The organism is Paenibacillus sp. FSL F4-0243 (assembly GCF_037963295.1).
Lineage (GTDB): Bacteria > Bacillota > Bacilli > Paenibacillales > Paenibacillaceae > Paenibacillus_AQ.
The window spans coordinates 1,513,604-1,539,049 of record NZ_CP150151.1 but is presented as its reverse complement, the minus strand read 5'-3'; the positions used below and the strand labels follow the sequence as shown (position 1 = coordinate 1,539,049).

Here is a 25,446-nt window from a genome sequence, read left to right as displayed (position 1 = left end):
CACCTCGTAATGGTATGTTCACTTAAGTAGAATATCTTGCTATCGCTTGATTGATCCGCTCTCTTGCCTCTAAGAGCCATGTTCCCTGATCCCTCGGGTATACAGAGAAGGTCAACGATGTACTCAGACCCTCTTCCATAATGGCTATCGTTGCTTTCTTGCCAATTTTCTGCTCAAGTAATTCTAGTGCGCGCAAATCCTGCAACCCTTCATATAGAACTTCCAGTCGAATGGATTCAATCGGGCCTTCTTCTCCCGGATAGACCAAGTAGGCATCTCCTGAGGGAAATGCATGCTCAGCGTCAGTCGTACGATAAGGGTCCAGCTGCTGATTCAATGAATATTGCGAGTACCAGAAGTTATAACCCCAATGCAAGAAGCCCTGTAATCCGAATTTATACAATTGAAACCCGATTATACGATTTCTAGCAGATGGCATGTTGAAAAACCGGTTGGATACTTGTTCACCTTGCGCGCAGCAATAGTACGTCCAAAGGTCTGGAACCTGATGTTCTAAGAACGGTTCAATATGCGTATTCGCAGGAATCGGCCTTTTCACCAGGCCCTGTTCATACAACTCCAATTCGGACAAAGCGTCCATGATCGGATAACTTGATAAATGTTTATAAATGATCTCACTTGCAGCTCGGTACGATTCCAAATGTTCCTCTCCTGGTTCATCTGAAATATGGAACCAGCTTTGCTGGTCTATTCCCTGCTCTTTCAAATATTGATCTAAGCAAGGTAAAAATTGATCCAAGAAACTACGGTATTCCGCTGAGGATGCGTCCGTATCCCAGCCGAATAGTTGCTGTTCTTCACCTTGAATGGTTACCATTATTTTTGGTGCACATTTTGCACCCCATTGAGTAAATAAATGAGAGAACTCAAAGTATTTGAAGCCAAGTCGGCGGCACATCGATACCCAACGAGTAAGCAGATCAAATCCGAATTCATAACGATCTCCCGCTTTAGTCACGGAAATCAATTGAACGGTTGGACGTACTCCACCAATGGCTGTATCCAAAGGCGGTGTAAACAACGGAGTTAAGATCATGTTCATGCCATGCTTAACCATCGTATCTGCATAACGTTCTATAAGGGCCCAATGCGCTTCACTAAATACTTCGACACCATACTTTGTAGCAAGACAATCCACATGGAACCATTCCGTATGAATTAACTGTTGCGGCGGTAGTGTTGCAGGGATGACGGTTAACTCGAATACATCCGATTCACCTAACATCTGCCCTTCAGATGATTGGAAGAGGACCTGAATAGAGCGAAGCCCCGTACTCATTGTTTCATCCAAGGTTATCGTCACCCATAAAGATCGCCATTGTCCCGGGATCGATGAAATAGATTGTTGATCCAGCGTATACAATGGATCTGGATATAATCCCGGCGTAGTTCTTAGCACATCGTCATCATGATTTTTGAAACAAGGCATTTCTGAGGGAACAAGTCCAACGGATCTTATACATATTAGATCTGGAAGAGATGACTTTATCTCTACTTCAATATTCTTTAAAAGTGTATCTGAGGTATAAGCGACTTGGAACGAAAATGTTTCCCCGACAAGTGCGGTTGCACTGTGATAGGGTTCATGATTCGGCACTTCATCAGCAAATACCTTAACCAACGAACTTAATAACATCGTCTGAAATGGCTGCGGAGCATTCATCGTTGCTTCACCTCTTCATCATTACAGACACTTTGAGCAAATTCTTTCAGAACAATACTGTTACCCTCGATGCGAGATTGCTCCGCTGCAAAAGCCATAAGGTGACTTTGAACGGAATGATTTGCTGATGTAAGACCCTGAATCTTTCCTTCCGCTCGAACCAGCTTAACAAAATCTTTGATTAACCCCATATCGCCGCCGCCATGACCAACATGACCACCTGCATTCTCGAACGAGATTCTCTCTACCTTACCGCTGCCAAAATGGATCACTTCAATTGCATTCTTCTCCATCGCACCGCGAATTTCTCCCGTGGTACCCATCAGCTTGAGGGTACGACTTACATCTTTGGTAAACGCACTCATTGTAAAAGCTATAGTTACGGAATTAGCGAATTCTAGATTTACCACTTGATGGTCGACGACATCATTATCACAATGATAGACACATCGTCCATAAGGTCCTTCCTGAAGAGCATTCAGGCGAGCTTCATAGCTTGGATCATCGCTAATTGCCGATGTAGGCCAATCCGTATCCTCCGTCAAATATTGATTAGGAGCATAATAGAGACATTTATCTGCTGCTGGGCATCCATCTGTGCAACGTAGCGGGGCTCCTTCCGGTGCTTCACTAGATTTGAAATGGGACAGTGAGCCAAAGGAAGACACTCGAACACATTCTGAATCTGTCAACCAGGAAAGAATGTCCAGATCATGACAGGACTTAGCGAGAATCATCGGACTGGACTCATCCTTTTTGCGCCAATTCCCTCTTACGAAGCTATGAGCTTGATGCCAGTAACCCACGTTCTCATTATGTTGAATGGACATCAATTGTCCGATCGCACCACTTTCCAGCAGTTCCTTAATCGTAGAGAAGAAATTGGTATATCTCAATACATGGCATATCGAGAAGACACGATTCACTTTAGAAGCCATTTCACCCATAAGTACACATTCCTTGGCATCAGGGGACATCGGTTTTTCTAATAGTACATGATACCCTGCCTCCAGTGCTTTCATTGTCGGCACATAATGCTGATTGTCTTGGGTACAGATAAATAACGCATCTGCTACTTTCGGGGAGGCAAAAAAATCATCCCAATGAGTAAAGCACACGTCATCAGCCAGCTTATGTCTTGCCTTAAATTTATTTCTCCGCTTCGCATTCGGCTCTGCAACAGCTACAACTTGAAGCTCATCGGGGTGCTGAATCGCATATTCTGAATAATTAATTCCTCGCAGGCCCGCTCCAATTAAAGCAACAGTAACTTTCTTCATCGCAATCTGCTCCTTCATATGAGACTTTATGCTATGTCTGTCCTCTATTTCTTTATTCTTTAACACTACCAACCGTCATTCCTTTTACGAAATACCTTTGTAAGAATGGATACACTACCATAATTGGCAATGCGCCCATGAATATTTGCGCCGTTCGGATCGTCTTCTCACTCAGGTTCTCCATCACCTTGAGCTGCTCAATAGACATCGATGACATCTGGGCATTGATAGACATAATCAAGGTAGAAAGATAGGTCTGTAGTGGATAGTGCTCAGGCGAATTCAGGTAAAGGATACCGTCAAACCAAGCGTTCCAATGCCCAACTATGGTGAATAACCCAATCGTTGCGATGGATGGAAGGGATATCGGTAAATAAATTTGCCAAAGTACTCTCCAATGTCCGGCACCATCAATCGTAGCCGCTTCATCCAATTCTCTTGGAATAGATCTGAAGAAGTTAAGCATCAGAACCATATTCCATACATTCAATGCACCTGGTAAGATAAGCGCCCAAATGGAATCGATTAAGCCTGTATTCTTCACTACGATATACGTCGGAATTAAGCCGCCTCCAAAAAACATCGTAATCGCGAATATCCATACATATACGGTTCTAAATTTAAACTGATCATTCGATTTGGAAAGCGGAAAAGCAGTAATAAATACTAGAAACAAGTTAACTACTGAACCGAGCACTACTCGTTTTACGGAGACTCCCAAGGAACGAAAGAACTCTACCTTTTCTCCTAAATATACATAAGCATCCCAGGAAAAGCCGACGGGCCAAAGCTTCACTTCTCCAGCCATCGCAGCTGTATTCGAGCTAAGTGAGATGGAGAGTAAGTGTACAAATGGGATAATGCCGAGTATGGTAATGAAAGTTAACAACAGCGTATTGAACACGATAAATAACTTTCTGCTGAATGATTGTTTATGTAGCACCATCTCCACCTCCTAGAATATGCGGTAATTGTTAAATTTGTACGCTGCATAGTAAGTTGTTGATACCATAAATAAAGATATTATCGATTTAAAGAGACCCACTGCTGCCGCAGGTCCAAATTGTTGGCTGAACATCCCCAATCGATAGACAAATGTATCTATTATATCTGCGCCTGCATATACAGTCGGGTTATACATAATCAATATCTGCTCAAAACCTGCGTTAAGAATACCACCGAGACCTAATACACTAAGTAAAATAATAATCGGTGCTATACCTGGAAGCGTAATGTTAAGCATTTGCTTCCATTTCCCTGCACCATCTACCTCTGCCGCTTCATACAGCGTCGCATTAATTCCTGTGATGGCAGCAAGCATGATGATCATATTGTAGCCCATGCCTTTCCAGACATCCGAGCCAATGATAATCCCCCTGAACCAACCATTATCAAGCATGAACATGATAGGTTCTAAGCCCATAGCGGAAATTAAGCCATTAATAGGTCCATTGAGAGAGAATAATTCAATAATGACACCCCCAAGGACAGTCCATGAAAGGAAGAACGGGAGGAAAATGGCGGATTGAATAAAACCTGCGAACCATTTCTTAGTAAGCTCATTTAATAATAGAGCTAGAATGAGCGGGACAAGCAGAGACAATACCATTTTGATGATAGCTATGACTAGCGTATTCCAAAGTACTTGCTTGAAATCCGGTAAATTAAATACATAACGGAAGTTATCTAATCCCACAAAATCAGATTTAAAAAAACCGGATAACGGCTCAAACTGTTGAAACGCCATAACCAGGCCGGCCATCGGTCCGTAGGCATAAATCAGTGTAACAATCACACCCGGTATTAACATGATATGAAGCGGATATTCTTTCTTCAGTGATTTCATAGATGCCCTCCTCACCAACTTACTCATTTTAAAACGGGAGGTGAGTCGGCTCACCCGACTCACCTCACCCGCTTTCTTGTCCCTATGATTTATTTCGTAGCTTCCGTGCTATACCATTCATTGACCTCATCGATAATTTCATTACCGCCAAGTGCCTTCCAGCTATCCACGAATTTATCGAAATCATCAAGAGAACCACCCATGATAATCTTGGTAAAGGACTCTTGCATCAACTTATCCAGCTGACCGCCCTTTTCCACTACTGTTGGTGTAGGAAGACCGTAAAACTCGTTGTATACAAATTGTTGATTTTCTTTAATTTGTCGTGTTAAGCCCCAGCCACCGTCTTTTGCAGCCCGGCTATAATATTGACCCCAGTTTACACCTTTGGTAGCGTTAGATGTGTCGCCTGCCAGGAAGTCCTTAGTCGCTTTGAAAGTATCCGCAACGGTCTTATAATTTGCATCGTCTATTGTAATTTCAGTCTGATTAGCATCGAGCGCTTTGTTTACTTCCCTGTAAATCGTATCAATATCAACAGGGTTGGCAATCCGTGGGTTAAACCAGTTGTATACATAGCCATCTGCCGCTTTGTTCTTATCCTTGTATTTCTTATTACCAACTTCGATGTAGAAATTGAGCATCTTAATCGCTGCTTCTGGGTTCTTCATCTTTTTGTTCACAACGAAAATTTTGTTGCTGCGAATTTTTGGAACGAGTGATTTAGCTGGACCATCAATCCCTGGAAGTTGAATTGCAATCCAATCTGCCTTTGGATCTTTGTCTACGCTGGAGTTAAGCGGCCAGTTCGGATACCACCACTCTCCGTAGGAAATACCCACTTTACCTGCAGTCAGATCTTCTACAGCCTTATTCTCATCCTTTAGTGCAAACTCTTTATCAATAATTCCATCTTTATACCATGCTTGTAGCTTACCAAGTGCAGTCTTCACTTCAGGCTGAATCAATCCCGGTAACAATTTGTCATCGCCGCCTTTAATCCAAGCCGATTGTTTATCACCAACGGAAGGATAAGCACCGAATCCATTAAAGAAACCTCTGACATCAAATCCCCAAAAGAAGAGATTCTTTTGCATGGCGATACCATAGGTGTCATTCTTACCATTCTGATCTGGATCATTATGTGTGAATGCTTGTGCAACTTTCTCAAGCTCATCGATCGTCTTCGGTGCCTGTAAACCTAGATTATTAAGCCAATCTTGACGAATCCATAGCAGCTGCGTGGATAAGAAGGGATCTTCAAATGCAGGAATACCTAATTGCTTACCATCCGCACTGAACGTTTTCATCGCGAATCCACCATCTGAGTCCATATAAGCCTTAAGAGCTGGTGACGCATATTGTGCATAAGCATCTGTCAGATCAGCAAGCATATCTTGCTTTTTAAGTTTCTCATAGTTCTTCTGATCAACTTCTATCACATCGGGTAGATCCCCCGATGCCATGGCAAGCGAGAACTTCTGTTCAAACTGGGCAGAGGGAACGGTCCATTTGTATTTCACTTCAATATTCATCATCTCTTTGAGATCTTTCAGGTAGGCATTTTGTTCCGGTGTTATTCCGCTTGGAGTTCTTGGATCTTCTGGTGGATTATATCCTAGTATTTCTGTAACAGTGACCGTTTCCGGGTATTTCCCTAGTGGATCAGGTGCTGTGGCGCTGTCTGTCGCACTATTCGTAGTCTCTTCCTTAGGCGTAGATGGTGCATTCGCATTTCCATTCCCTTGACTTCCACATGCTGACAATAATGAAAGAATCATCGTTACTGACAAAATCATTTTCCATGGTCTCATTTTTTTCATCTGAACGCTTCCCCCCTTTGTTTGCTGCAATTCTTGTTGTTAATCAGTGTTCCTAGTTATTATTTTAGTCACAGAGGAAACCGCTTTCAATTTCACTTTTTTTACATCACTTTCACTTTATTTACTTATTTTGAATTTCGATAATCCTGTGGAGATAAACCCATCTTGCGTTTGAAGAATGTTGTAAAGTAGGATGGTGATTCAAAACCGACTCGGATGGCGATTTCATTTAATTTCAGAGTTGTATTCTTCATCAGCTGCAGAGCGACATGCAGCTTCGTCGACTGGATATACTCTAATAAATTTTGACCTGTCGTCTGTTTATAATAACGAGATAAATAGGACGGATTAAGATGCACCTCTGCAGCAATTGAGGTAAGCGATAGATCCCCAGATAGGTTCTCCTGCACAAATTGGTGAATTTGTTCGATGATTAGCGTTTTGAAATCTTCCTGCTCGATTCCTCCAGCTTTGTGCATCGTATCCTCAAGTTGACTTAGTTTCTCAAGGTCTAAGATAAGCATGTGCTGACCTAATAAAGCTCTCTTAAGAATCATAGAGCGCACTGCTTCAACTTGAAGATGGATTGATTCCCAATGGTTAAGTAAATCCCCCGATATTCCGAATGAAACGCAGACACTTAGCAGCTCATCACACTCATTCTGTACAGGCTCTAATATCCCTCTCATATAAGCAACGATTCCAGGCCAATTCACCCCTTGATCTGGATAGCCACTACGAAAGCGATTCAGCAATCCTTCATCTGGTTGAAGCAGCCATATGAATACACGATCATCATAAATCACTTCTTCACATGCAATAGATGTAGGCAGGTGATCATGGAAAATACGCTGAACAGACGGAGGCATTTTAAATTTAGGATCATCTAGTCGATCCAAGATACCAACAAGAAAGAACGAAGGACGATCTAATGCAATGCCGAACTCTACATCCTTGTAACGTATATTATTGAGTATAGAAGTAATAGACTCCCCGCTCAGCACCCGCTCCATCAGCTCTTTCTTTAGGAAGGAACTAGCGATTTGATAGTGCATTTGTGCCTTCTCCAATTGAAGTCTACGACGGTTCTCCTCGTCTAGCTTGTCGATTGCTGCCTTCACAGCTTGGAAAATAGGTTCAATTCCTTCCGTTTTCAGAATGTAATTGTCCACATTCTTACGAATCGCTTCGTATACATAATCAAATTCACTGTATCCTGTAAGGAAAATCACTCGGCATAATGGCCAATAATAGACGATTTCGTCCACGAGCTGGAGACCATTCTTCTGAGGCATACGAATATCGCTAACCAAAATATCCAATTTCGTTTTCTTAGCAATTTCAAGAGCTTCGCTTGAGGAGTAAGCTTTTCGTATATCCAGTTCAAATTCCGAGTTATCCTGAAACAGTTGGACTAATCCATTCACAATCACAGGCTCGTCATCTACGATTAGTAATCTATACATAATCACACTTCCTTACTCTCATATTTAACTATCAGTTCTACCCTCAATCCTCCGTATTTGCTGCGTGAGACAAACAAGCCACTATCTGGTCCGTACTTCAATTGGAGTCTATTATTAACGTTGATTAATCCCGTCTTCTCAACTTGTTTCAGACCCATCGCAAGTTTCTTCTGCAAGTACTCTATTTCCTCATCTTTTAAAAGATTACCGTTATCTTCAATTGTGATAATTACTATTCCCTCTTCGCATTCGGCACCAATATAGACAACCCCTTGTCGGGAGTCGTCTTCGAAAGCATGCTCGAAAACATTCTCAACAATCGGCTGAATAATCAGCCTCGGTACTAAAATCGCGTTCGCCAAAACGGGTATTTCTTCATATTCGAAAGAAATACGATTCGAGAAGCGAATACACTGAATTTCACAATAATCAAGCGCATGCTGATACTCCTTAAAGAAAGCCACCTCGTCCGATCCACTTCTTGTGATGTATTGGTAGTAGCTCCCTAGCTTTTGTGAGAGCTCAGCCGCACTATCGGAATCTCCTACTTTACACATCATGTAAATATTAAAGAAGCTGTTATAGAGAAAATGCGGGTTAATCTGTGACTGCAATTGCTTCAACTGCGAATGCTGCAGGGCAATCTTCTGTTCATAATTCTCCTCAATAGAACGCTTAAGTCTAGAAGCCATGCGATTAAAACTATTAAATATATAGTAAAACTCATCTTTGGTCTTTGACTCGATGACTAAATCAAGATTATCCGTTTCTACCATACGGAATGTCTTAACCAATTTGGATAAGGGCCTATGAATCATTAGATTTACCGAATAAGAATAAAGTATCATTACCACAATAGCGATGACGAAAGAGGCATATAGTAGTGTATTAAATTGGCTTAAGGGCCTTGTGATTTCATTCTGATTCACGTACATAATCAAGGATAGATTCAAAGAACTGATAAAGTTATGGGCAATAAAGTAACTTTTACCGTTCACCTTGTTTATTTCTGGGATATCGGAATTAAACTGATCCAGTTTGGTGATGAGCCTAAGGACCTCAGTAGATACTAACTGATCGTCTGTAGTAGATAGAATATTGCCCAGCTCATTACTTCCCAAAAATACCTCCGATTCTTGATATAAGGTTGCGATTTGATTTAGTGCCTCCAATAGCTTACCTTTTGAGATTTCAATATACGACCAAAGCTCCGCATTATCTCCTGTTTCTATAAGGAAAATCGCATCACCGCTCCGATAGAATGAAGGCTTCTGCTTAACCTTAAGTAACGAGGAAATTTTCTCGTACTCCATATTAGGAATGGCCGTGACCCCCGTCTTACCAGAGATCGTTTTGCCCAGAGACTTAATATATACCCCGGCGTTAACCACATATTCGCTTGAGGCAATGATCCGATTTAATAGATCTTCAGCATTACCGATTAATTCTACCTCTTCATACTTTTCTAAACTTTCGCCTCGGAAACTAAGCTTCTGTATGTTTTTATCTTCTTGAAATTGTAATTGTTGATTGCGGATGAAATATATCTCTTTATCCAGTTGCTTGGAATAGAATGACGCCCCAGCCAGGGATGAGTCCAAAATCGTATTTTTGGTGAATGACATCCCCTTATAATTCACCCAAATATTCATCGAAATGAGCGGAATCAAAAAGACGATAAATACGATGACAACTTTCTGATAGACGAACCATTTTACTTTTCCCGTAGCCAGCAGCTTCATTCTCTACCTCCGTATCTACTCATTTTGAGCCCTTAAAGCTATAAAAAAGACCCGTAAAGTAGTCCTTTCCTCAAGGGAGGATTTTACGGGTAATGACTATTCTTTTAATTATAGATAGACTATCATCACATCATGCTAAGAAGACTTTCATCCCATCATAGGAAATGATGAAATTCTCCTCTGCTGTATTCTTAACTAAAGTATCATGCAACTCTGCGCTGTAGTGAGAGAAATGAGTCAGAATAAATGATGTACTAGTATCACAACTATTTTGGTCAAGCAAACGTTCTCTTACAATCCGACAACCGGAGATCCCCATATGATAATCATATCTATCCTCTAGCCCATAATTACAATCCAGACTAACAACGTCCAGGTGCTTATCACGTAGATAATTGAAGGTTTCATCACTGAATATACCACTATCATTGCCGTATAAGAATCTTGTGTTATTCTGCTCAAGTAGATAGATAAAGCTATGTTCATCCGGCTTGTGATGGGCTGGCAATGCGGTTACTCTCACTTCTCCAAGAGTGAAGGGCATGAAAGGCTGTATGATATGAAACTCGTAAAAAGGATCTTCAATCGTATCGGTTCCATAATCATAGCGAAGAGCTGACTTCATCGTTTCTTCTACCGTTTCATTTCCGTAAATATGCAGTTTTTTTCCACTCTCCTGCAGCTGACAATACCAATGTTCATGCCTCATCATGAGCTCTGCTGCTGCAAAATGATCCGTATGCGAATGCGTAACAATCAAATGATTAACTTTCCCCAAATCCAATTTGTAACGAAGCTTATTCATATACATGTCAGGTGAGAAATCCAGCAGCAAATCAGAGTTAATAAGCGCTCCTGTACGAGCGCGAATATTCTTGCCACCAAGCTCCATCGCCATAGAGCAACGTTCACATTGACAAAATAAAGCTGGATAACCCTCGCTTGCTCCAGTTCCTAAATACATAAATTCCATGGTATCATCTCCCAGCGCATTTTATGATAGCGCTTACTAATTAGTAAAAAAAAGATATATGCTAAATAGTGTCGCTAGCGCTACATTACGAATAATGAGTGAAAATCCCATTTTCGTCAAGGTTCGCTTCGTTGGGAGTTGGGTAGTAAGTGAAGAAGGTTATGAAACGAGTAGCCATAGACCAAAAATAAAGAGCAAGGCTCCTCCTGTAACAGGAGGAGCCTTGCTCCGTTGACTTTTATCCTATGGGTGTTGAGTGCCGGGACAGCACCCTTATCATTACGATATATTAATTACTTCGTTTAAATCTTCGAGCTAACACAAATCCCACAAGAACTAGACCTCCACCTACTAAGTAAATAGGAAGTGCACTGTCTTCTCCCGTTTTCGGAAGCTCTGTTGGTTTACTGCTGTTATCCCCTGGTTCTTTCACTGTACCTGTCGGTACTTCCTCGACATCAATCTCGATCTCGATCTCTTCTTCATTTCCATTCTCATCTGTCACAATGATCGTGAACTTGTCTTTGCCAATGAAGCCTGGATCTGGTGTATAAATCCACTTGCCATCCTTAGTAATTGTCACCTTACCATGATCTGGCTTTTCACCGACACTCGGCACGCCCCCAAGTGGTATTTCACCTTCAAGAGGAACTTCCTCATCTGTAGTCAGTTTCTCTACAGGTGGCGTCACCTTCGGAACAATAGGCGTACTAGTTGGCACCGACGTAATAGTTGGTGTTACTGTTGGTGTTACTGTTGGTGTCGCCACCACAGGTGTTGTGGATGGAGTAGCCGTAACGATTACTCCCGGTATTGACGTCGGGGTCGACACAGGGAAAATTGGATTGTCTGGCGTCGACGTAGGTGTTACTGTCGACACAGGTGTTTCCGTCGGTGTTGCTGTCGGTGTTGCCGTTGGCGCTGTTGTTGGTGCTGTTGTTGGTGCTGTTGTTGGTGCTGTTGTTGGCGCTGTTGTTGGCGCTGTTGTTGGTGCTGTTGTTGGAGTCACTATCTTTTGATTCGTTACAGTCATATCTGTAACTGTTGTTGAACTAAATTTCACCTCATATTTATTTGCATCCTTGATATATCCAATAGGTGCCGTTTTTTCTTGCAAGAAGTATTTACCAGGCCGGAGATCTTTAAATACTGTTTTACCGTCTTTATCTGTCGGAATAGATGTGCTAAATAAAACCTCTTCCGATCCAGACACGCGATATAAATTGAAGATAGCTCCTTCAAGAACTTTACTATTATCTGCTGCATCTACTTTCTTGACAGCTAATTCTTTTCTAGTCCCTTGTCCAATTCCACTAGAATCCGAAAATACTACAGTTACACTTGATTCTTTGGATTGGGTTTCCGTTTGGGATCCATTACCACTAAATTTAACAGAGTTACTAATTTTCCCACCATTTTTTGCCTCTAAAATTATAGAATCATACTTCAAAATAAAAGGTTTCTCAATCGTTTTATTGAACTTCAATTTAAATTGCTCTGCACCTGTCTTGTCATCCTTTGTAAATTCAAGCGTATAATCCTTGTCCGCTCCTTGAATGAGTGCTGGACCAGATTCATTGACTGTGCCATCCTTTAAAATTGTTGTCGGCAGCAACCGGAATGACTCCGGCAAGAACATTTGATTAGCGTCCGGATTATCAATGATTTGTGCATCTTCTACAAGAGATTGGTTATAGTTGATCTTTAAAGTCCAATTTAGTTTTGTCTCATTTTTAGGGTCCTGTACTCCTGACTTGGTAACATATTGATCATTTTTACCACCGTTTGGAATGCTAACTTCACTTTTCAAATCTTTTGATACAGGCACACCATTGTCAGACAGCTTAGCTGTATTGTAAATCGTTCCATTCTCGACCACTTGATCCTTTAAGCTGGTGCTGAATTTAATCAAATAAGGCTTAGCAATTTTTTCATTAAAGCTTATTTTCAACAATTTAGTCGTTTTATTGTAATCTACAGAATATAGTTTGGGATTAGAGCTGGCAGTAACAGTGACTTCTTTTCCAACTTTAGGGTTACCACTGCTTTCTATCGAAAGTTCATAAACCTTTATAGATCCCTCTATCAACTGCTGTTTATCTTCTAAGGTATCAACAAGCACAGCTTTATCAAGCTCTTTGCTATTGTAGTTAATCCCTATTTCCCAAGAAATCTCTTTGGTTTGAGCGTCATAGGAACCGTTTTTGTAGCCATTATTCTTTGCTTTTGAATCAGGATAGAATGTATCCTCAACCGTGATGGTTTTCGTTTCTGTAGGTTTGGACGGGTCATTCCATACAACAGAAGCTCTATTCAAAAATTTCACTTCGTTCTTAACCCAATCATATACAGTCCCGTTACTATTCTTCAACCAATCATTATTGAAATACGTTTTGTAAGTAATTGTATAAGTCTTATCTATTGATGAGTTGAATTTCACGGTAAAACCTTCTGTAGGTTTTGAATCATCAAGAGTATACATAGAAGAGTCCACTAGTTTACCGCTATCATCTTTGATAACAAACCCAACATCAGTAAATTTCAAACCTCTGTTAGGGAAGGTATCCGTAATCACTACATTATTCATTACTTTTTTATCACTATTAATTTTTATTGTCCAGCTTATAGTTTTATCAGCGTAATTAGCCTGTCCAACCTTCTTGGAGATAATATCTTGATTAAGTGTCCCGCTCGCAGGCTTGTCATTAGTAACACCATTAACTATAGTAGTAACAGTATTTGAAACCTTTGTTGCTTCTTCGATGCGATCTTTCGCCCGGGTCTGATACTCGATCTTGTAAGCATTCGAAATATTATTATTAAATGATAATTCGAAATTTTTCAGCCCTGCTTTCGGAGTTAAAGTATTCTCAGATACTGTGTAGTCAGTTACTAAAACTTTATCAGGATTATCTTTAGACTTAGTGAAATCTAATTTATATACCTTCAGAGAGCCAGGTACAAACTGTTGAGAGTCCGTATAATAATCGAACAATTTGGCATCTGCTTTAGAGATCGATTTTTCACCATAATTGTACTCAATCGCCCAATAAGTGTCCTGTGTCACGGAATTGTAACTGAGAAAAGATTTCTTCAATAATGCTCCATGATTAAGAGATACACTTGCATTATCTGAAAAAGGTCCTGTATTATTCCCCTTGAAAGTTGCCGTGTTTACAAAAGTGGTTTTAGTATCATCAATAACATCCGTAACGTATTCAATACGGTATGCTTCCGTAATAGGTGTATTAATATCAGGGGTAATAAACTTTACCTCTAGGGTGTTCCCCACTAGAGTTGCAGAATATTGACTATTGTTTAAAGGAGCACCCGGAGATACAGTACCGTTTAACGCTACATTAAGCTTACTGACCTTGATATCACTTATATCAGTTAAAGCTAAACCCGTAGGGATTACATCAGTTACAGCAGCTCCATATACACTATCCATAACTTTGTTCACATCAACAGTCCATTTAATCTGTTTGGCATTATAATTTCCTTGATTAGTGCCTACCGCAACTCCATCTTTGTCAATAGTAGAACTAACCTCAGGTTTAAATTGCACTGTAAACTCCTGCTCTGCACCACCATTTATCGGAAACTTAATCGTATAGGGTATAGTATCCGTAAACTTTGTTGTATCAAATCGAGTCTCCACTTCAATTGCACCTTTGACATCGAAATATTCTCCGACTTCACCGGTGAATGTTAAGGTAACTTTGTTAGGACTCCCTTTTATAATGTCGTAATGCCCCAGTTCTTGCCCTTCAATCATAATCTTTTTATTCAAAAAGTCTTTCTCGAGCACAAACCCTTCTGGTAGTTCAAATGTAAAAGTATCACCTGCAACGTAATCACTTCCATCTGGAACCGCCCAGTTATAGTTCAACTTCACTGTGGAGCTCAGCTTGTAAACAGAATCTGTGACCTGTACCCCATTCTCATATACAGACATCGTCACACTTGTAATGATATTAGCACTGTTCTCAATCGCCTTTGCTTTGACCTGAGAATCGAAGCCAAAAGCATTGAAAAACTGCGTACTAAGAAGTATTACTACCATCCATAAACCAATTTTCTTTTTCCACATAAAACGAAAGTCCTCCTTCTTCCTATAAAAGTACTTACTCGACTATTTCTAAGTTGTTTGTTCTCCAAATACTTCAATAATCTCCCTTCGATTGTAATTTGCCGACATGAACAATTTCTGAACAGATCTGAAATTTCGCCAGAATTGGCTCAATTAGCAAATTTTTTGAATAACAAAAAAGCCCTGACAGTGAGTTCACTGTCAGGGCTTCCTCTAAGTATTAGTAAATTTCTGCACAATATAATTTCACTTATATACTTGCGTGGTCACGTTTGGTGTAAGTTTTACGCTTCTCTAGAAGCTTGTTAAGCGCATCAATATAAGCACGGGCACTCGCTTCCAGAATATCGGTACTAAGTCCACGGCCCTGTGCAGCAACTTCACCCTGCGACAGTACTACATGAACCTCGCCCTGTGCATCTTTACCACGGGAGACAGATTTAATGGAATAGTCCCCAAGGGTAACTTCCTCACCCGTGGCTTTATCAATTGCATTGTAGATGGCATCTACAGAACCATTGCCTTCTGCCTCTGCTACAATAGGCTCCGCTTCCGGACCATCGATAATCACCTTAGCAGTTGGAACAGCTTTATTACCGTAAGTAACGTAAATCGTCTGAAGTCTGAATACTTCTGGCGTATCAATTAGTTTCTCTTCAATTAATGCCAAAATATCTTCATCCGACACTTCTTTTTTCTTATCCGCCAAGTCCTTAAACCTTGAAAAAGCTGTATTAAGCTCTTCTTCAGATAAATAATACCCTAGATCACTTAACTTATCGCGGAAAGCATGGCGTCCAGAGTGCTTACCAAGTACCAGTTTGCTCTCTTTAAGTCCAATGGTCTCCGGTGTCATGATCTCATAAGTGGTTTTCTCTTTCAGCATTCCGTCCTGGTGAATACCCGATTCATGAGCAAATGCATTAGCTCCTACAATCGCCTTATTCCCTGGGACTACCATACCTGTCAACTTGCTGACCAAGCGACTTGTGCGAGAAATCTCGGACAAAGTTAAGGAAGTTTTTGCGCCAAAGAATTCAGCACGTGTCTCCAGCGCCAATGCCACTTCTTCAATCGCTGTGTTCCCGGCACGTTCACCGATACCGTTGATCGTTCCTTCGATCTGATCTGCACCATTCTGAATCGCGGCTAACGTATTGGCCGTAGCCATGCCAAGGTCGTTATGACAATGAGCACTAAGCTGTACGCGTTCAATATCAGGCACATTTTCTTTTAGATATTTAAAGATAGCTCCGTACTCAGAAGGATTCAAATAACCTACAGTATCCGGGATATTAACAACATTAGCCCCTTCCCGGATAGCCATGCCGACCATTTCAGCCATGAAATCATACTCCGTACGGCCCGCGTCTTCTAATGAAAACTCGAGCTTAGGGAAATATTTCTTAGCGTATCGGATAGCAGACTGTGCAGTTTCTAACACCTGAGCCTTATCCATCCGCAGCTTATGCTGCCGGTGAATAGGAGATGTAGCTAGAAAAATATGAATACAAGGGTCCTGCGCTCCCTGTAGTGCTTCTTTTACAGCATCAATATCTGTCTCTCTAGAACGAGAAAGGCCGATTACCGTGACGTTCTTCACAGCTCTTGCCACCGCATTAACAGAAGCTAGATCTCCTGGAGAAGCTGCTGGAAAACCCGCTTCCATGCGATCAATTCCCAGCTTCTCTAACTGGTAAGCGATCTCCACTTTCTCACGCGTGTTGAGGTTCACACCTGGTGACTGCTCCCCATCTCGCAGTGTCGTATCGAACACATAAATTTTCCGCATGCTAAGCACCTCCCAAAAATTGTGCTGAAACTCTCAAATGCGGCTCGCAAAGTCACGGCCGCATTTGAAGGTAATACTATTTAATCATAAGTATGATTATAATTATTTCTTAATCCAGTGCATCATTTCACGCAATTGGCTACCTACAACTTCTACTGGGTGAGCAGCTTCGTTGCGGCGAGTAGCGGTAAGGAAAGCACGTCCGGATTGGTTCTCAAGGATAAAGTCACGAGCGAATTTACCTTCTTGAATATCTGTCAGAACAGCTTTCATAGCTTTTTTAGTATCTTCAGTTACAATGCGTGGTCCAGTTACATAGTCACCGTACTCAGCAGTGTTACTGATGGAATCGCGCATGCTGGACAATCCGCCTTCGTATACCATGTCAACGATCAGTTTCAATTCGTGCAGACATTCGAAGTAAGCCATTTCAGGAGCATAGCCTGCTTCTGTCAAAGTTTCGAATCCAGCTTTGATCAGTGCGGATACACCACCACAAAGTACTGCTTGTTCGCCGAACAAGTCGGTTTCGGTTTCTTCGCGGAAAGAAGTTTCGATAACTCCTGCACGTGTACAACCAATACCTTTTGCATAAGCAAGACCGATTTCTTTCGCTTTACCTGTTGCATCTTGTTCGATAGCAATCAAGCCAGGAACGCCAAAGCCTTCAACATAAGTACGACGAACCATGTGACCTGGAGATTTTGGTGCTACGAGCAGCACGTCCGCATCTTTAGGAGCAACGATTTGTCCGAAGTGTACGTTAAAGCCGTGGGAGAACATCAAAGCAGCGCCTTTTTTGAGGTTTGGTTCCACTTCATTTTTATATACGGATGCTTGAGTTTCATCTGGCATTAAGATTTGCACAACATCTGCACGGGATACTGCTTCAGCTACTGGCAATACTTCAAAACCGTCATTTTTCGCAGTTTCAAAAGATTTACCTTCACGAAGACCGATGACAACTTGAAGACCACTGTCACGTAGGTTTTGTGCTTGGGCATGTCCTTGGCTACCGTACCCGATTACCGCAATTGTCTTTCCTTTTAATACACTAAGTTCTGCATCCTGTTCATAGTACGTTGTAACTGCCATTGTCAATATCCTCCTTTAATTTGAGACCCATCATAAAGAGCGGGTGCTTCAAGAGAACTGGATTCGTCGATTAGATCAAGCTGCTCCTCAAGCTCCCGCTCTTTAGCGGGAATGTCATTCATATCATATCAGATTAATGCAATCAAGCAGTAATCCGTTAAAGTCGCAAAATAAACTATTTAAGAGTTGCCACGTACCATAGCCGTAACACCTGTGCGAGACAGCTCTCTGATTCCATAAGGCTTCAATAGCTCGATCATCGCGTCAATCTTCTGTGTCTCCCCAACTACCTGCACCAGTATAGTGGTGCTGCCGATATCGACAACTGAAGCACGGAAAGTCTCAACTACACCCAAAATTTCCGGACGCTCACTTGGATCAGCATTCACTTTAATCAGAGCCAGCTCGCGTGCAACCATTGGCTTAGCTCCAAGATCAACAACTTTGATAACATCAATTAGCTTATAGAGCTGCTTCTCGATTTGTTCAAGGGTATGCTGGTCGCCAAGAGTAACGATAACCATCCGGGATAATCCAACCTCTTCGGACTGGCCGACTGTAATACTCTCAATATTAAATCCACGGCGACCGAACAAGCCTGACACCCGTTGAAGCACACCTGGCTGGTCATTTACGAGTACAGAAATCGTATGTCTTGTCACTGTTATTCATCCCCCATCAGCATATGATCGATGGTTGAACCTTGAGTTACCATCGGGTAGACATTCTCGTCTTTTGGAACAACGAATTCTACCAATACTGGACCCGGTGTTTCCAGAGCTTTCTGCCATGCATCACGTGCTTCTTCCTTATTCGTCGCCCGTAGACCTTTTACACCATAGGCCTCAGCCAGCTTAACGAAATCCGGACTACCTGCAAGGTCTGTATAGCTATAACGTTTGTCATAGATAAGATTCTGCCATTGGCGAACCATTCCAAGCACTTGATTATTAATAACAACGATTTTGACAGGTATATTGTTAATCGCACAAATCGCCAGCTCTTGGGAACACATTTGCATACCGCCATCCCCGTTAATCGATACTACCAACCGTTCAGGATGTGCCATTTGCGCACCGATAGCTGATGGGAATCCGAATCCCATCGTTCCAAGACCACCTGAAGTAATCCATGAACGCGGATGATTGAACTTGTAATATTGTGCTGCCCACATTTGATGCTGTCCAACGTCCGTAGTAACAATCGCTTCACCATTAGTGGTGTCATTAATCATTTCAATAACCCATTGTGGTTTAAGCTCTGTCTCCGAATCTTTATACCGAAGCGGCTGATCAAGCTTCGACTGCGCGATATGCGTTCTCCAAGCATCAGCCTTAGATGCACGGCCAACCTCAGGAATCAGCATTTCCAGTACAGTTTTTACATCTCCAACGATCGGAATATCAGGCGATACATTTTTTCCGATTTCTGCAGGATCGATATCGATATGCACGATCTTGGCTTTTGGCGCGAAGCCGTCCAGCCTACCCGTAACACGGTCATCGAAGCGGGCACCGATATTAATGAGCAAATCGCATTGCTGAATCGCATTGTTTGCGGTATATGTGCCATGCATACCTGGCATTCCCATCCAAAGCTCTTCAGCACTTGGGAAGGCTCCAAGTCCCAGCAGGGTTGTAGTTATTGGAATCTCTGTCCGTTTCACGAATTCGAACATAGCCTCATGTGCTCCGGAGTAGATAACTCCACCACCTGCAATGATAATCGGACGTTCAGCAACCTCAATCGCACGAACCAGTTTATCAAGCTGCAGTTTGTTTGGAACTGTACAAGGGTTGTAGCCACGAAGATTTACGGTCTTCACTGGTGTGAACAACGTCTTTGCTGCCGACACATCTTTCGGTATATCGATCAATACTGGACCTTTACGACCGGTATTCGCCACATGGAAAGCTTCATGTATTACGCGAGGGAGATCCTCAACATCTCTTACAAAGTAGCTGTGCTTAGTGATTGGCATCGTGATTCCAGTTATGTCTGCTTCCTGGAAAGCATCTGTACCGATCAGGCTTGAGAAAACGTTACCTGTGATTACGACCAATGGAGTGGAGTCCATATATGCTGTAGCAATACCTGTTACAAGGTTTGTTGCGCCTGGACCCGAGGTTGCGATACACACCCCTGGTTTGCCACTTGCTCTAGCATAACCGTCAGCTGCATGAATCGCTCCTTGCTCATGACGTGTTAACACGTGATTGAAATCCGTAAAACCGTACAATGCATCATAAATGTACAATACAGCTCCACCTGGATATCCGAATACTGTGTCTACACCCTCCAATACAAGGCTGCGGAGTAGTATTTCCGAACCGGTAATAACTTCCGGCTCCATCCATTTTTCTTTTAGCTGCTCTGTAGACCGTAATTCCGGTATTTGCGCGCTCATCAGTATTCCTCCTCCGATATTTAACATTCATTATGCAAATGACGGACCGTCCTCTATACATCAGCAAATAGTTATTTATAAAACAAAAAAACCTTCCGCCTCCCACGCACAGTATTAGCGCGTGAGGGACGAAAGGTTGATCTTCCGTGGTACCACCCATGTTTGCATTACATCTCGCGATGCAACGCCTTATCAGGTATACAAAAATCCATCGATGTAGGCAAGGGCCCTAATCTCTGTAACCTGAAGTCCGTAACGCGGACTAAACGATTCCCCCTAATAATTCCACCACTCTAGCCAGTGGACCTTTCAGGGAAACAGCTCCGAGGTGAGCTCGTATATAAGGGATTTCGGTGGAGGTTGCAGCAAATCCTCACACTCTCTGAGCAAAAGAGCCCTTAAAACTTCGTCCTCATCATTGCCGATACATGTATGTTCGTTAAAATGTTTAGACACATTATATGATTCCTATCACGGATAGTCAATACCCTTATTTTTAAAATCGTCACAACTCCTGCTTCTACCCTCTCGGAACGCCTGCCCCTCTCCCAACATATGATGTACGACAATGCGTGGAAAGGGGACGCTCTATGATTCGTTATCGTCGACCGAAGCAGGATGACGTTGTTATTTTTGATTTAATCGAGCGACAGCTCGTTCCATTATCTCATCTGCCGCAAACTGAAATCACTAAAATCAAAAAGGATTTACCCCGTCGTCTAGGACACGGAATCACACTTGTCACCTGTCCCGACTATGAAAGCGATCCAAACGGGTTTGTCCATTTCTTGCTGCATGGTGATTTACTCTACATCGATATGCTAGCCATTGCACCAGATGCTCGGCGAAAACACTTGGGAAATATGCTTATGGATCGGGCAGAAAGATTTGCACTTTCTCGCGGTTGTCATCGTTCTAAGGTATCTGTCGATCTAGGGAATGCAGCAGCGCTAGCCTTTTATCGAAAATTGGGCTACAGCGTAGCCCGTTATCAATCGCTAAGTTTTTGTTACGAGCTTGAGAAACGATTCTCCTAGCCAAAGCAGCACTTATCGGAACTCAAAAGAATCCAAAAGGTGAATATGGTGTGCCTCCGTACCCATAACCTCCATAAGGAGTTCCATATCCGTAACCGCCACCATAAGGTGAAGCTCCACCATAGCCTCCTCCATAGCCTCCTCCATAACCTCCACCATAAGCATAAGGGGCAGTACCAATGGCGAGCAAATCAAACAACACTAATGGAATGATTGCTTTAGTTTGTACTTTTTTACCACTTACACGTTGCAAAATAAGACGATTTCCTGATACACGAAGCAGCTTTCCTGTAACCTGTGTGCCATCTTTTTTCACAGCGATGATCTGTTTACCTATGAGCCTCATAACCTGCTTTTTCGTAACTGGCTTAGTCATAATATCCCCTCCAAAAAGTTTTGCATGCCTCTGATTCCCACCATCTTCAAAACAGTTTATTCGCACAAAAGTACCTTCGCCTGTACACTTGCCCTTACCTCTTAATGTTTATCCATATCGATCCTAACAAAAAAAGCCGTATCTCCGGAAAAGTCCGGAAATACGGCTTGATAATGATATAAGCAAAAAATCGAAAAGATCTAGCGTTTACCAGGATCGTAAGGCTGACCTAATGCCTTAGGAGCAGCGGAACGACCTACAGCACCCACCAATACAATGATCGTTAATACGTAAGGAATCATAAAGATGAACTCTTGTGGTATGTCCTTTGACCATTCAAACAATTGTACGTAGTTACGGATCGCTTGAGAGAATCCGAAGAATACAGCAGCGCCAAAGGCACCAAGCGGATTCCACTTACCAAAGATCATCGCTGCAATAGCGATAAAACCTTGACCTGAAATCGTATTATGCCCAAAGGTTCCAGTTGTAGTTAGAGTGATTGTAGCACCACCGATACCAGCCAGCAATCCACTCAGCATTACGCCGATATATCTCATCCGCTTCACCTTGACCCCTAAGGTGTCTGCAGCACTAGGATGTTCACCTACTGCGCGTAAACGCAGTCCAAATGGCGTTTTAAACAAAACGAAATAAATAACAATAACCAGCACAATGGCCAGATAAGTGGTCGGATAGGAATTAAATATCCCTTCACCGATCACTGGGATTTTGGAGAGTCCAGGAATTGAAACCTTGTTAAACCCATCGATTAGTGGAGTTTCAGCAGATCCATCAAACAGCAGCTTTACCATGTAGAGCGTACTGCCTGCGGCTAAAAAGTTAATAACCGTACCACTGATCGTCTGATCCGATTTAAAGGTAATAGCTGCAACTGCATGAATTAGTGAACCAATTACCCCGACGGCCATAGCACATAGTACGCCAATCCAAGGAGCCCATTCACCCATCCCAGCATCTTGAGCATAATAACCGCCTACTGCTGCGGCAAAAGCACCAAACATCATCAAACCTTCAAGTCCAATATTTACGACACCGGAGCGTTCAGAGAAGATGCCGCCAAGTGAGGCAAAAATGAGCGCTGTGGAAAAAACAAGCGTTGTATTAAGCAGTTGACCTAACGTCTGCAGATCCATCTATAACACCTTCTCTTTCTTGCGCTTGAAGTAAAAGGGCTTAAGCACCCAGCGCACAATCCCTTGTGCCGCAATAAAGAATATGATTGAACCTATAACGATACGAATAAGCTCTGGAGGAACATCTGCAGCAAAACTCATTCCTGCAGAACCATAAGTCAACGTACCATAGAGAATCGCAGCAAGAACAACACCAAGTGGGTGTGTTAAACCAAGTAGAGCTACTGCGATACCATCAAAACCATATCCTGGTGATGCCGCGAACACAGATTGATAATGGAATACACCCAGTACCTCCCCTGCTCCGGCCAACCCTGCAAATACTCCACTTATGAACATTGCTTTTACAACGTTACGGCCAACATTCATACCTGCGTACTCGGCAGCATGAGGATTGTAACCAACAGCACGCATTTCATATCCTTGCTTAGTCTTCCATAAGTAAACATAGAAGAATACTGCTGCGGCAAGGGCAATAGCTGTTCCCCAGTGCAGACGTGCATTGTCAAATAACGAATTCAAAAACGTCATAGAAAGTGAAGCTGGAATATCCTCGGAACGATTCTGTCCCGGGAGTAACAGAAATGCTCTTACAATATAATTCGACAAGTACAGAGCAACCCAGTTTAACATGATCGTGGTAATAACTTCATTAATCCCACGTTTGGCCTTCAAGTAGCCGGCGATGCCAGCCCACAGACCTCCACATAACCCCGCTATAATAACAGCAAGCGGAACCAATATGAATCCTGGCAAGGCTGCAAATTTAATGCCCACCACGGTCGCAGCTGTCATACCAATCATCACTTGTCCGTCTGCCCCGATATTAAACATCCCTGAACGGAATGCAAAGGCTACGGCTAAACCAGTGAGCATTAATGGCGTCATTTCGCGCACGGCTTCACCAAAGTTGTACAAGTTACCAAATACACGTGAGAACAGTGCGGAGTAAGCAGTTATCGGTTCATAACCACCCATAAGCATAACTATTGCTCCCACAAGAAAACCAAGTACGATGGCGACAAGAGGAACGATATAGCTGTCAGTTGTGAAGATTTTTTTGAACTTATTCAACTGCCTTACCTCCCCGCTTCAAGCTGCCTGCCATCATAAGACCCAGTTCCTGGTCATTCGTATCCTGCGGGAACACTTCACCGACAATTTTGCCTTCATAGATAACAGCAATTCTGTCTGATACATTCATAATCTCGTCCAATTCAAACGAAATGAGCAATACAGCTTTTCCTTGGTCACGCTGTGCGATAAGCTGCTTTTGAACAAACTCGATAGCCCCAACATCTAGACCACGTGTTGGTTGTGCTGCAATAAGTAATGTCGGATCTTTATCTATTTCCCGAGCAATAATCGCTTTCTGTTGATTTCCGCCGGATAGAGAACGTGCTTTGGTCTGAATTGAAGGTGTACGCACATCAAATTGCTCCACAAGACCTTCAGCATATTTATCAATGACATCATTTTGCATAAAGCCATTTTTGTTATATGGACTCTTATAGTAAGTTTCCAGAACCATGTTCTCACTTACTGAGAAATCAAGCACCAAACCATGCTTATGACGGTCCTCTGGAATATGAGACACATTCATCTCCGTAATCTTACGCGGGGATAAATTAGCTATCTCGTTCCCGGACACCTGAATAGAACCAGAATCAATTTTACGCAGACCTGTAATGGCCTGAATCAGTTCACTCTGTCCATTGCCATCTACACCAGCTATTCCGAGAATTTCTCCGGCTTTCACATCAAAGCTAAGGCCGTCCAGCACTGAGACACCATCTTTACTCTTGCTGTTCACATCCTTCAGCTCGAGTACAGTTTTGCCAACCTCAGGAGCCTTCTTATCTACCTTGAAGGTTACGCCACGTCCAACCATCTTCTCAGCTAGTTCATTCGGATTAGTCTCTGCGGTATTTACGGTATCGATTACTTTTCCGCGTCTAATAATGGTGACCCGATCAGATATTTGCATAATTTCTTTAAGCTTATGCGTAATCAGGATAATAGATTTTCCCTCTGCAACAAGCCGCTTCATAATCGCCATCAATTCCGTAATTTCTTGAGGCGTAAGTACTGCAGTCGGCTCATCAAATATGAGAATATCCGCTCCGCGGTACAGGGTCTTCATAATTTCTACCCTTTGCTGCATACCTACAGAAATGTCATGAATAACGGCATTTGGATTCACTTGCAGGCCATATTGCTCCGATAGCTTCCGAACCTGTTCCGCAGCGGATTTATAGTCAATTTTAAGACCTTTCTTCGGCTCCATCCCAAGAACAATATTCTCGGTTACCGTAAAAGGTTCCACGAGCTTGAAATGCTGATGCACCATACCAATACCAAGCTCAATCGCTTTATTGGGATTATCAATTATAACCGGTTTCCCGTCGATTTCAATACTACCTTCGTCCGGTTGATACAATCCAAACACGATATTCATTAGGGTTGATTTACCTGCACCATTCTCACCGAGCAATGCAAGAATCTCACCCTTTTTTAAGGTCAAGCTAATGGAATCGTTAGCAACAATACCAGGAAATCGTTTTGTGATTTGCTTCAACTCTACGACAGGAGCCGCAGCACTCATGGAATCACCCTCATCACAGAATATATAACTACCATGCAGACACGGATGTACCGCCCTTTTCAAGACGGTA

At 42.4% G+C, this 25,446-nt stretch carries 18 protein-coding genes; 1 reads left to right on the top strand and 17 read right to left on the bottom strand.

Annotation, left to right across the window (positions count from 1 at the left end):
* Window positions 1-22: 22 nt before the first annotated feature.
* The 13 genes from NSS87_RS06970 to ilvB form a co-directional block, all read right to left on the bottom strand.
* Window positions 23-1,684 (bottom strand): DUF4091 domain-containing protein, encoded by a 1,662-nt coding sequence (locus NSS87_RS06970; RefSeq protein ID WP_339245802.1) that lies wholly within the window; start codon window positions 1,682-1,684, stop codon window positions 23-25.
* Complete coding sequence (locus tag NSS87_RS06965; RefSeq protein ID WP_339245799.1) at window positions 1,681-2,964, bottom strand: Gfo/Idh/MocA family oxidoreductase; 1,284 nt, start codon at window positions 2,962-2,964, stop codon at window positions 1,681-1,683. Before NSS87_RS06965 ends, NSS87_RS06970 begins: the two co-directional genes overlap by 4 nt.
* 52 nt (window positions 2,965-3,016) lie before the next feature.
* On the bottom strand, window positions 3,017-3,910 hold the full coding sequence (locus NSS87_RS06960) for a carbohydrate ABC transporter permease (RefSeq protein ID WP_042125110.1): 894 nt from the start codon (window positions 3,908-3,910) through the stop codon (window positions 3,017-3,019).
* Between the two features lie 9 nt (window positions 3,911-3,919).
* On the bottom strand, window positions 3,920-4,810 hold the full coding sequence (locus NSS87_RS06955; RefSeq protein WP_042125108.1) for an ABC transporter permease subunit: 891 nt from the start codon (window positions 4,808-4,810) through the stop codon (window positions 3,920-3,922).
* A gap of 89 nt (window positions 4,811-4,899) precedes the next feature.
* On the bottom strand, window positions 4,900-6,633 hold the full coding sequence (locus NSS87_RS06950) for an extracellular solute-binding protein (RefSeq protein ID WP_149645115.1): 1,734 nt from the start codon (window positions 6,631-6,633) through the stop codon (window positions 4,900-4,902).
* 125 nt (window positions 6,634-6,758) lie between these two features.
* Window positions 6,759-8,099 (bottom strand): helix-turn-helix domain-containing protein, encoded by a 1,341-nt coding sequence (locus NSS87_RS06945; protein ID WP_339245792.1) that lies wholly within the window; start codon window positions 8,097-8,099, stop codon window positions 6,759-6,761.
* A gap of 2 nt (window positions 8,100-8,101) precedes the next feature.
* Window positions 8,102-9,841, bottom strand: a complete 1,740-nt coding sequence (locus NSS87_RS06940; protein WP_339245790.1) for a histidine kinase — start codon at window positions 9,839-9,841, stop codon at window positions 8,102-8,104.
* 130 nt (window positions 9,842-9,971) lie between these two features.
* Complete coding sequence (locus NSS87_RS06935) at window positions 9,972-10,814, bottom strand: MBL fold metallo-hydrolase (RefSeq protein ID WP_339245788.1); 843 nt, start codon at window positions 10,812-10,814, stop codon at window positions 9,972-9,974.
* A 289-nt stretch (window positions 10,815-11,103) separates the two neighbouring features.
* Entirely contained in the window at window positions 11,104-14,907 is a 3,804-nt protein-coding gene (locus NSS87_RS06930) for a collagen binding domain-containing protein (RefSeq protein WP_339245785.1), read from the bottom strand.
* Between the two features lie 250 nt (window positions 14,908-15,157).
* Complete coding sequence (locus tag NSS87_RS06925) at window positions 15,158-16,699, bottom strand: 2-isopropylmalate synthase (protein WP_339245782.1); 1,542 nt, start codon at window positions 16,697-16,699, stop codon at window positions 15,158-15,160.
* Between the two features lie 102 nt (window positions 16,700-16,801).
* Window positions 16,802-17,794, bottom strand: coding sequence for a ketol-acid reductoisomerase (gene ilvC / locus NSS87_RS06920; protein WP_036679485.1), 993 nt, complete (start codon window positions 17,792-17,794; stop codon window positions 16,802-16,804).
* Between the two features lie 179 nt (window positions 17,795-17,973).
* Window positions 17,974-18,462 carry an acetolactate synthase small subunit gene (gene ilvN, locus NSS87_RS06915; protein WP_170880323.1) on the bottom strand — a complete coding sequence of 163 codons (489 nt, stop codon included), beginning with the start codon at window positions 18,460-18,462 and terminating at the stop codon, window positions 17,974-17,976.
* Window positions 18,459-20,201, bottom strand: a complete 1,743-nt coding sequence (gene ilvB / locus NSS87_RS06910; protein WP_042125091.1) for a biosynthetic-type acetolactate synthase large subunit — start codon at window positions 20,199-20,201, stop codon at window positions 18,459-18,461. The genes ilvN and ilvB overlap by 4 nt, the downstream gene beginning before the upstream one ends.
* Window positions 20,202-20,791: 590 nt before the next feature.
* Between ilvB and NSS87_RS06905 the strand changes: the two genes are divergently transcribed.
* Window positions 20,792-21,238: a GNAT family N-acetyltransferase gene (locus NSS87_RS06905; RefSeq protein ID WP_042125089.1), complete on the top strand. Its 447-nt coding sequence runs from the start codon at window positions 20,792-20,794 to the stop codon at window positions 21,236-21,238.
* Between the two features lie 22 nt (window positions 21,239-21,260).
* Here the strand turns inward: NSS87_RS06905 and NSS87_RS06900 are convergent, their stop codons facing one another.
* The 4 genes from NSS87_RS06900 to NSS87_RS06885 form a co-directional block, all read right to left on the bottom strand.
* A complete protein-coding gene (locus tag NSS87_RS06900) occupies window positions 21,261-21,614 on the bottom strand; it encodes a hypothetical protein (RefSeq protein ID WP_042185715.1) in 354 nt (117 codons plus the stop codon).
* Window positions 21,615-21,814: 200 nt separating this feature from the next.
* Window positions 21,815-22,771, bottom strand: a complete 957-nt coding sequence (locus tag NSS87_RS06895; protein ID WP_042125085.1) for an ABC transporter permease — start codon at window positions 22,769-22,771, stop codon at window positions 21,815-21,817.
* A complete protein-coding gene (locus tag NSS87_RS06890) occupies window positions 22,772-23,845 on the bottom strand; it encodes an ABC transporter permease (RefSeq protein WP_339245777.1) in 1,074 nt (357 codons plus the stop codon).
* Window positions 23,838-25,376: an ABC transporter ATP-binding protein gene (locus tag NSS87_RS06885; RefSeq protein WP_042125080.1), complete on the bottom strand. Its 1,539-nt coding sequence runs from the start codon at window positions 25,374-25,376 to the stop codon at window positions 23,838-23,840. The genes NSS87_RS06890 and NSS87_RS06885 overlap by 8 nt, the downstream gene beginning before the upstream one ends.
* Window positions 25,377-25,446: the final 70 nt, after the last annotated feature.

Excerpts from the sequence above, each read along its gene's own strand:
- NSS87_RS06940 (WP_339245790.1), bottom strand. The coding sequence starts at position 9,841 with ATGAAGCTGCTGGCTACGGGAAAAGTAAAATGGTTCGTCTATCAGAAA.
- NSS87_RS06935 (WP_339245788.1), bottom strand. The coding sequence starts at position 10,814 with ATGGAATTTATGTATTTAGGAACTGGAGCAAGCGAGGGTTATCCAGCT.
- NSS87_RS06965 (WP_339245799.1), bottom strand. The coding sequence starts at position 2,964 with ATGAAGAAAGTTACTGTTGCTTTAATTGGAGCGGGCCTGCGAGGAATT.
- NSS87_RS06970 (WP_339245802.1), bottom strand. The coding sequence starts at position 1,684 with ATGAATGCTCCGCAGCCATTTCAGACGATGTTATTAAGTTCGTTGGTT.
- NSS87_RS06955 (WP_042125108.1), bottom strand. The coding sequence starts at position 4,810 with ATGAAATCACTGAAGAAAGAATATCCGCTTCATATCATGTTAATACCG.
- NSS87_RS06925 (WP_339245782.1), bottom strand. The coding sequence starts at position 16,699 with ATGCGGAAAATTTATGTGTTCGATACGACACTGCGAGATGGGGAGCAG.
- ilvC (WP_036679485.1), bottom strand. The coding sequence starts at position 17,794 with ATGGCAGTTACAACGTACTATGAACAGGATGCAGAACTTAGTGTATTA.
- ilvB (WP_042125091.1), bottom strand. The coding sequence starts at position 20,201 with ATGAGCGCGCAAATACCGGAATTACGGTCTACAGAGCAGCTAAAAGAA.
- NSS87_RS06960 (WP_042125110.1), bottom strand. The coding sequence starts at position 3,910 with ATGGTGCTACATAAACAATCATTCAGCAGAAAGTTATTTATCGTGTTC.
- NSS87_RS06900 (WP_042185715.1), bottom strand. The coding sequence starts at position 21,614 with ATGACTAAGCCAGTTACGAAAAAGCAGGTTATGAGGCTCATAGGTAAA.
- NSS87_RS06930 (WP_339245785.1), bottom strand. The coding sequence starts at position 14,907 with ATGTGGAAAAAGAAAATTGGTTTATGGATGGTAGTAATACTTCTTAGT.
- NSS87_RS06950 (WP_149645115.1), bottom strand. The coding sequence starts at position 6,633 with ATGAAAAAAATGAGACCATGGAAAATGATTTTGTCAGTAACGATGATT.
- NSS87_RS06885 (WP_042125080.1), bottom strand. The coding sequence starts at position 25,376 with ATGAGTGCTGCGGCTCCTGTCGTAGAGTTGAAGCAAATCACAAAACGA.
- NSS87_RS06905 (WP_042125089.1), top strand. The coding sequence starts at position 20,792 with ATGATTCGTTATCGTCGACCGAAGCAGGATGACGTTGTTATTTTTGAT.
- NSS87_RS06895 (WP_042125085.1), bottom strand. The coding sequence starts at position 22,771 with ATGGATCTGCAGACGTTAGGTCAACTGCTTAATACAACGCTTGTTTTT.
- NSS87_RS06945 (WP_339245792.1), bottom strand. The coding sequence starts at position 8,099 with ATGTATAGATTACTAATCGTAGATGACGAGCCTGTGATTGTGAATGGA.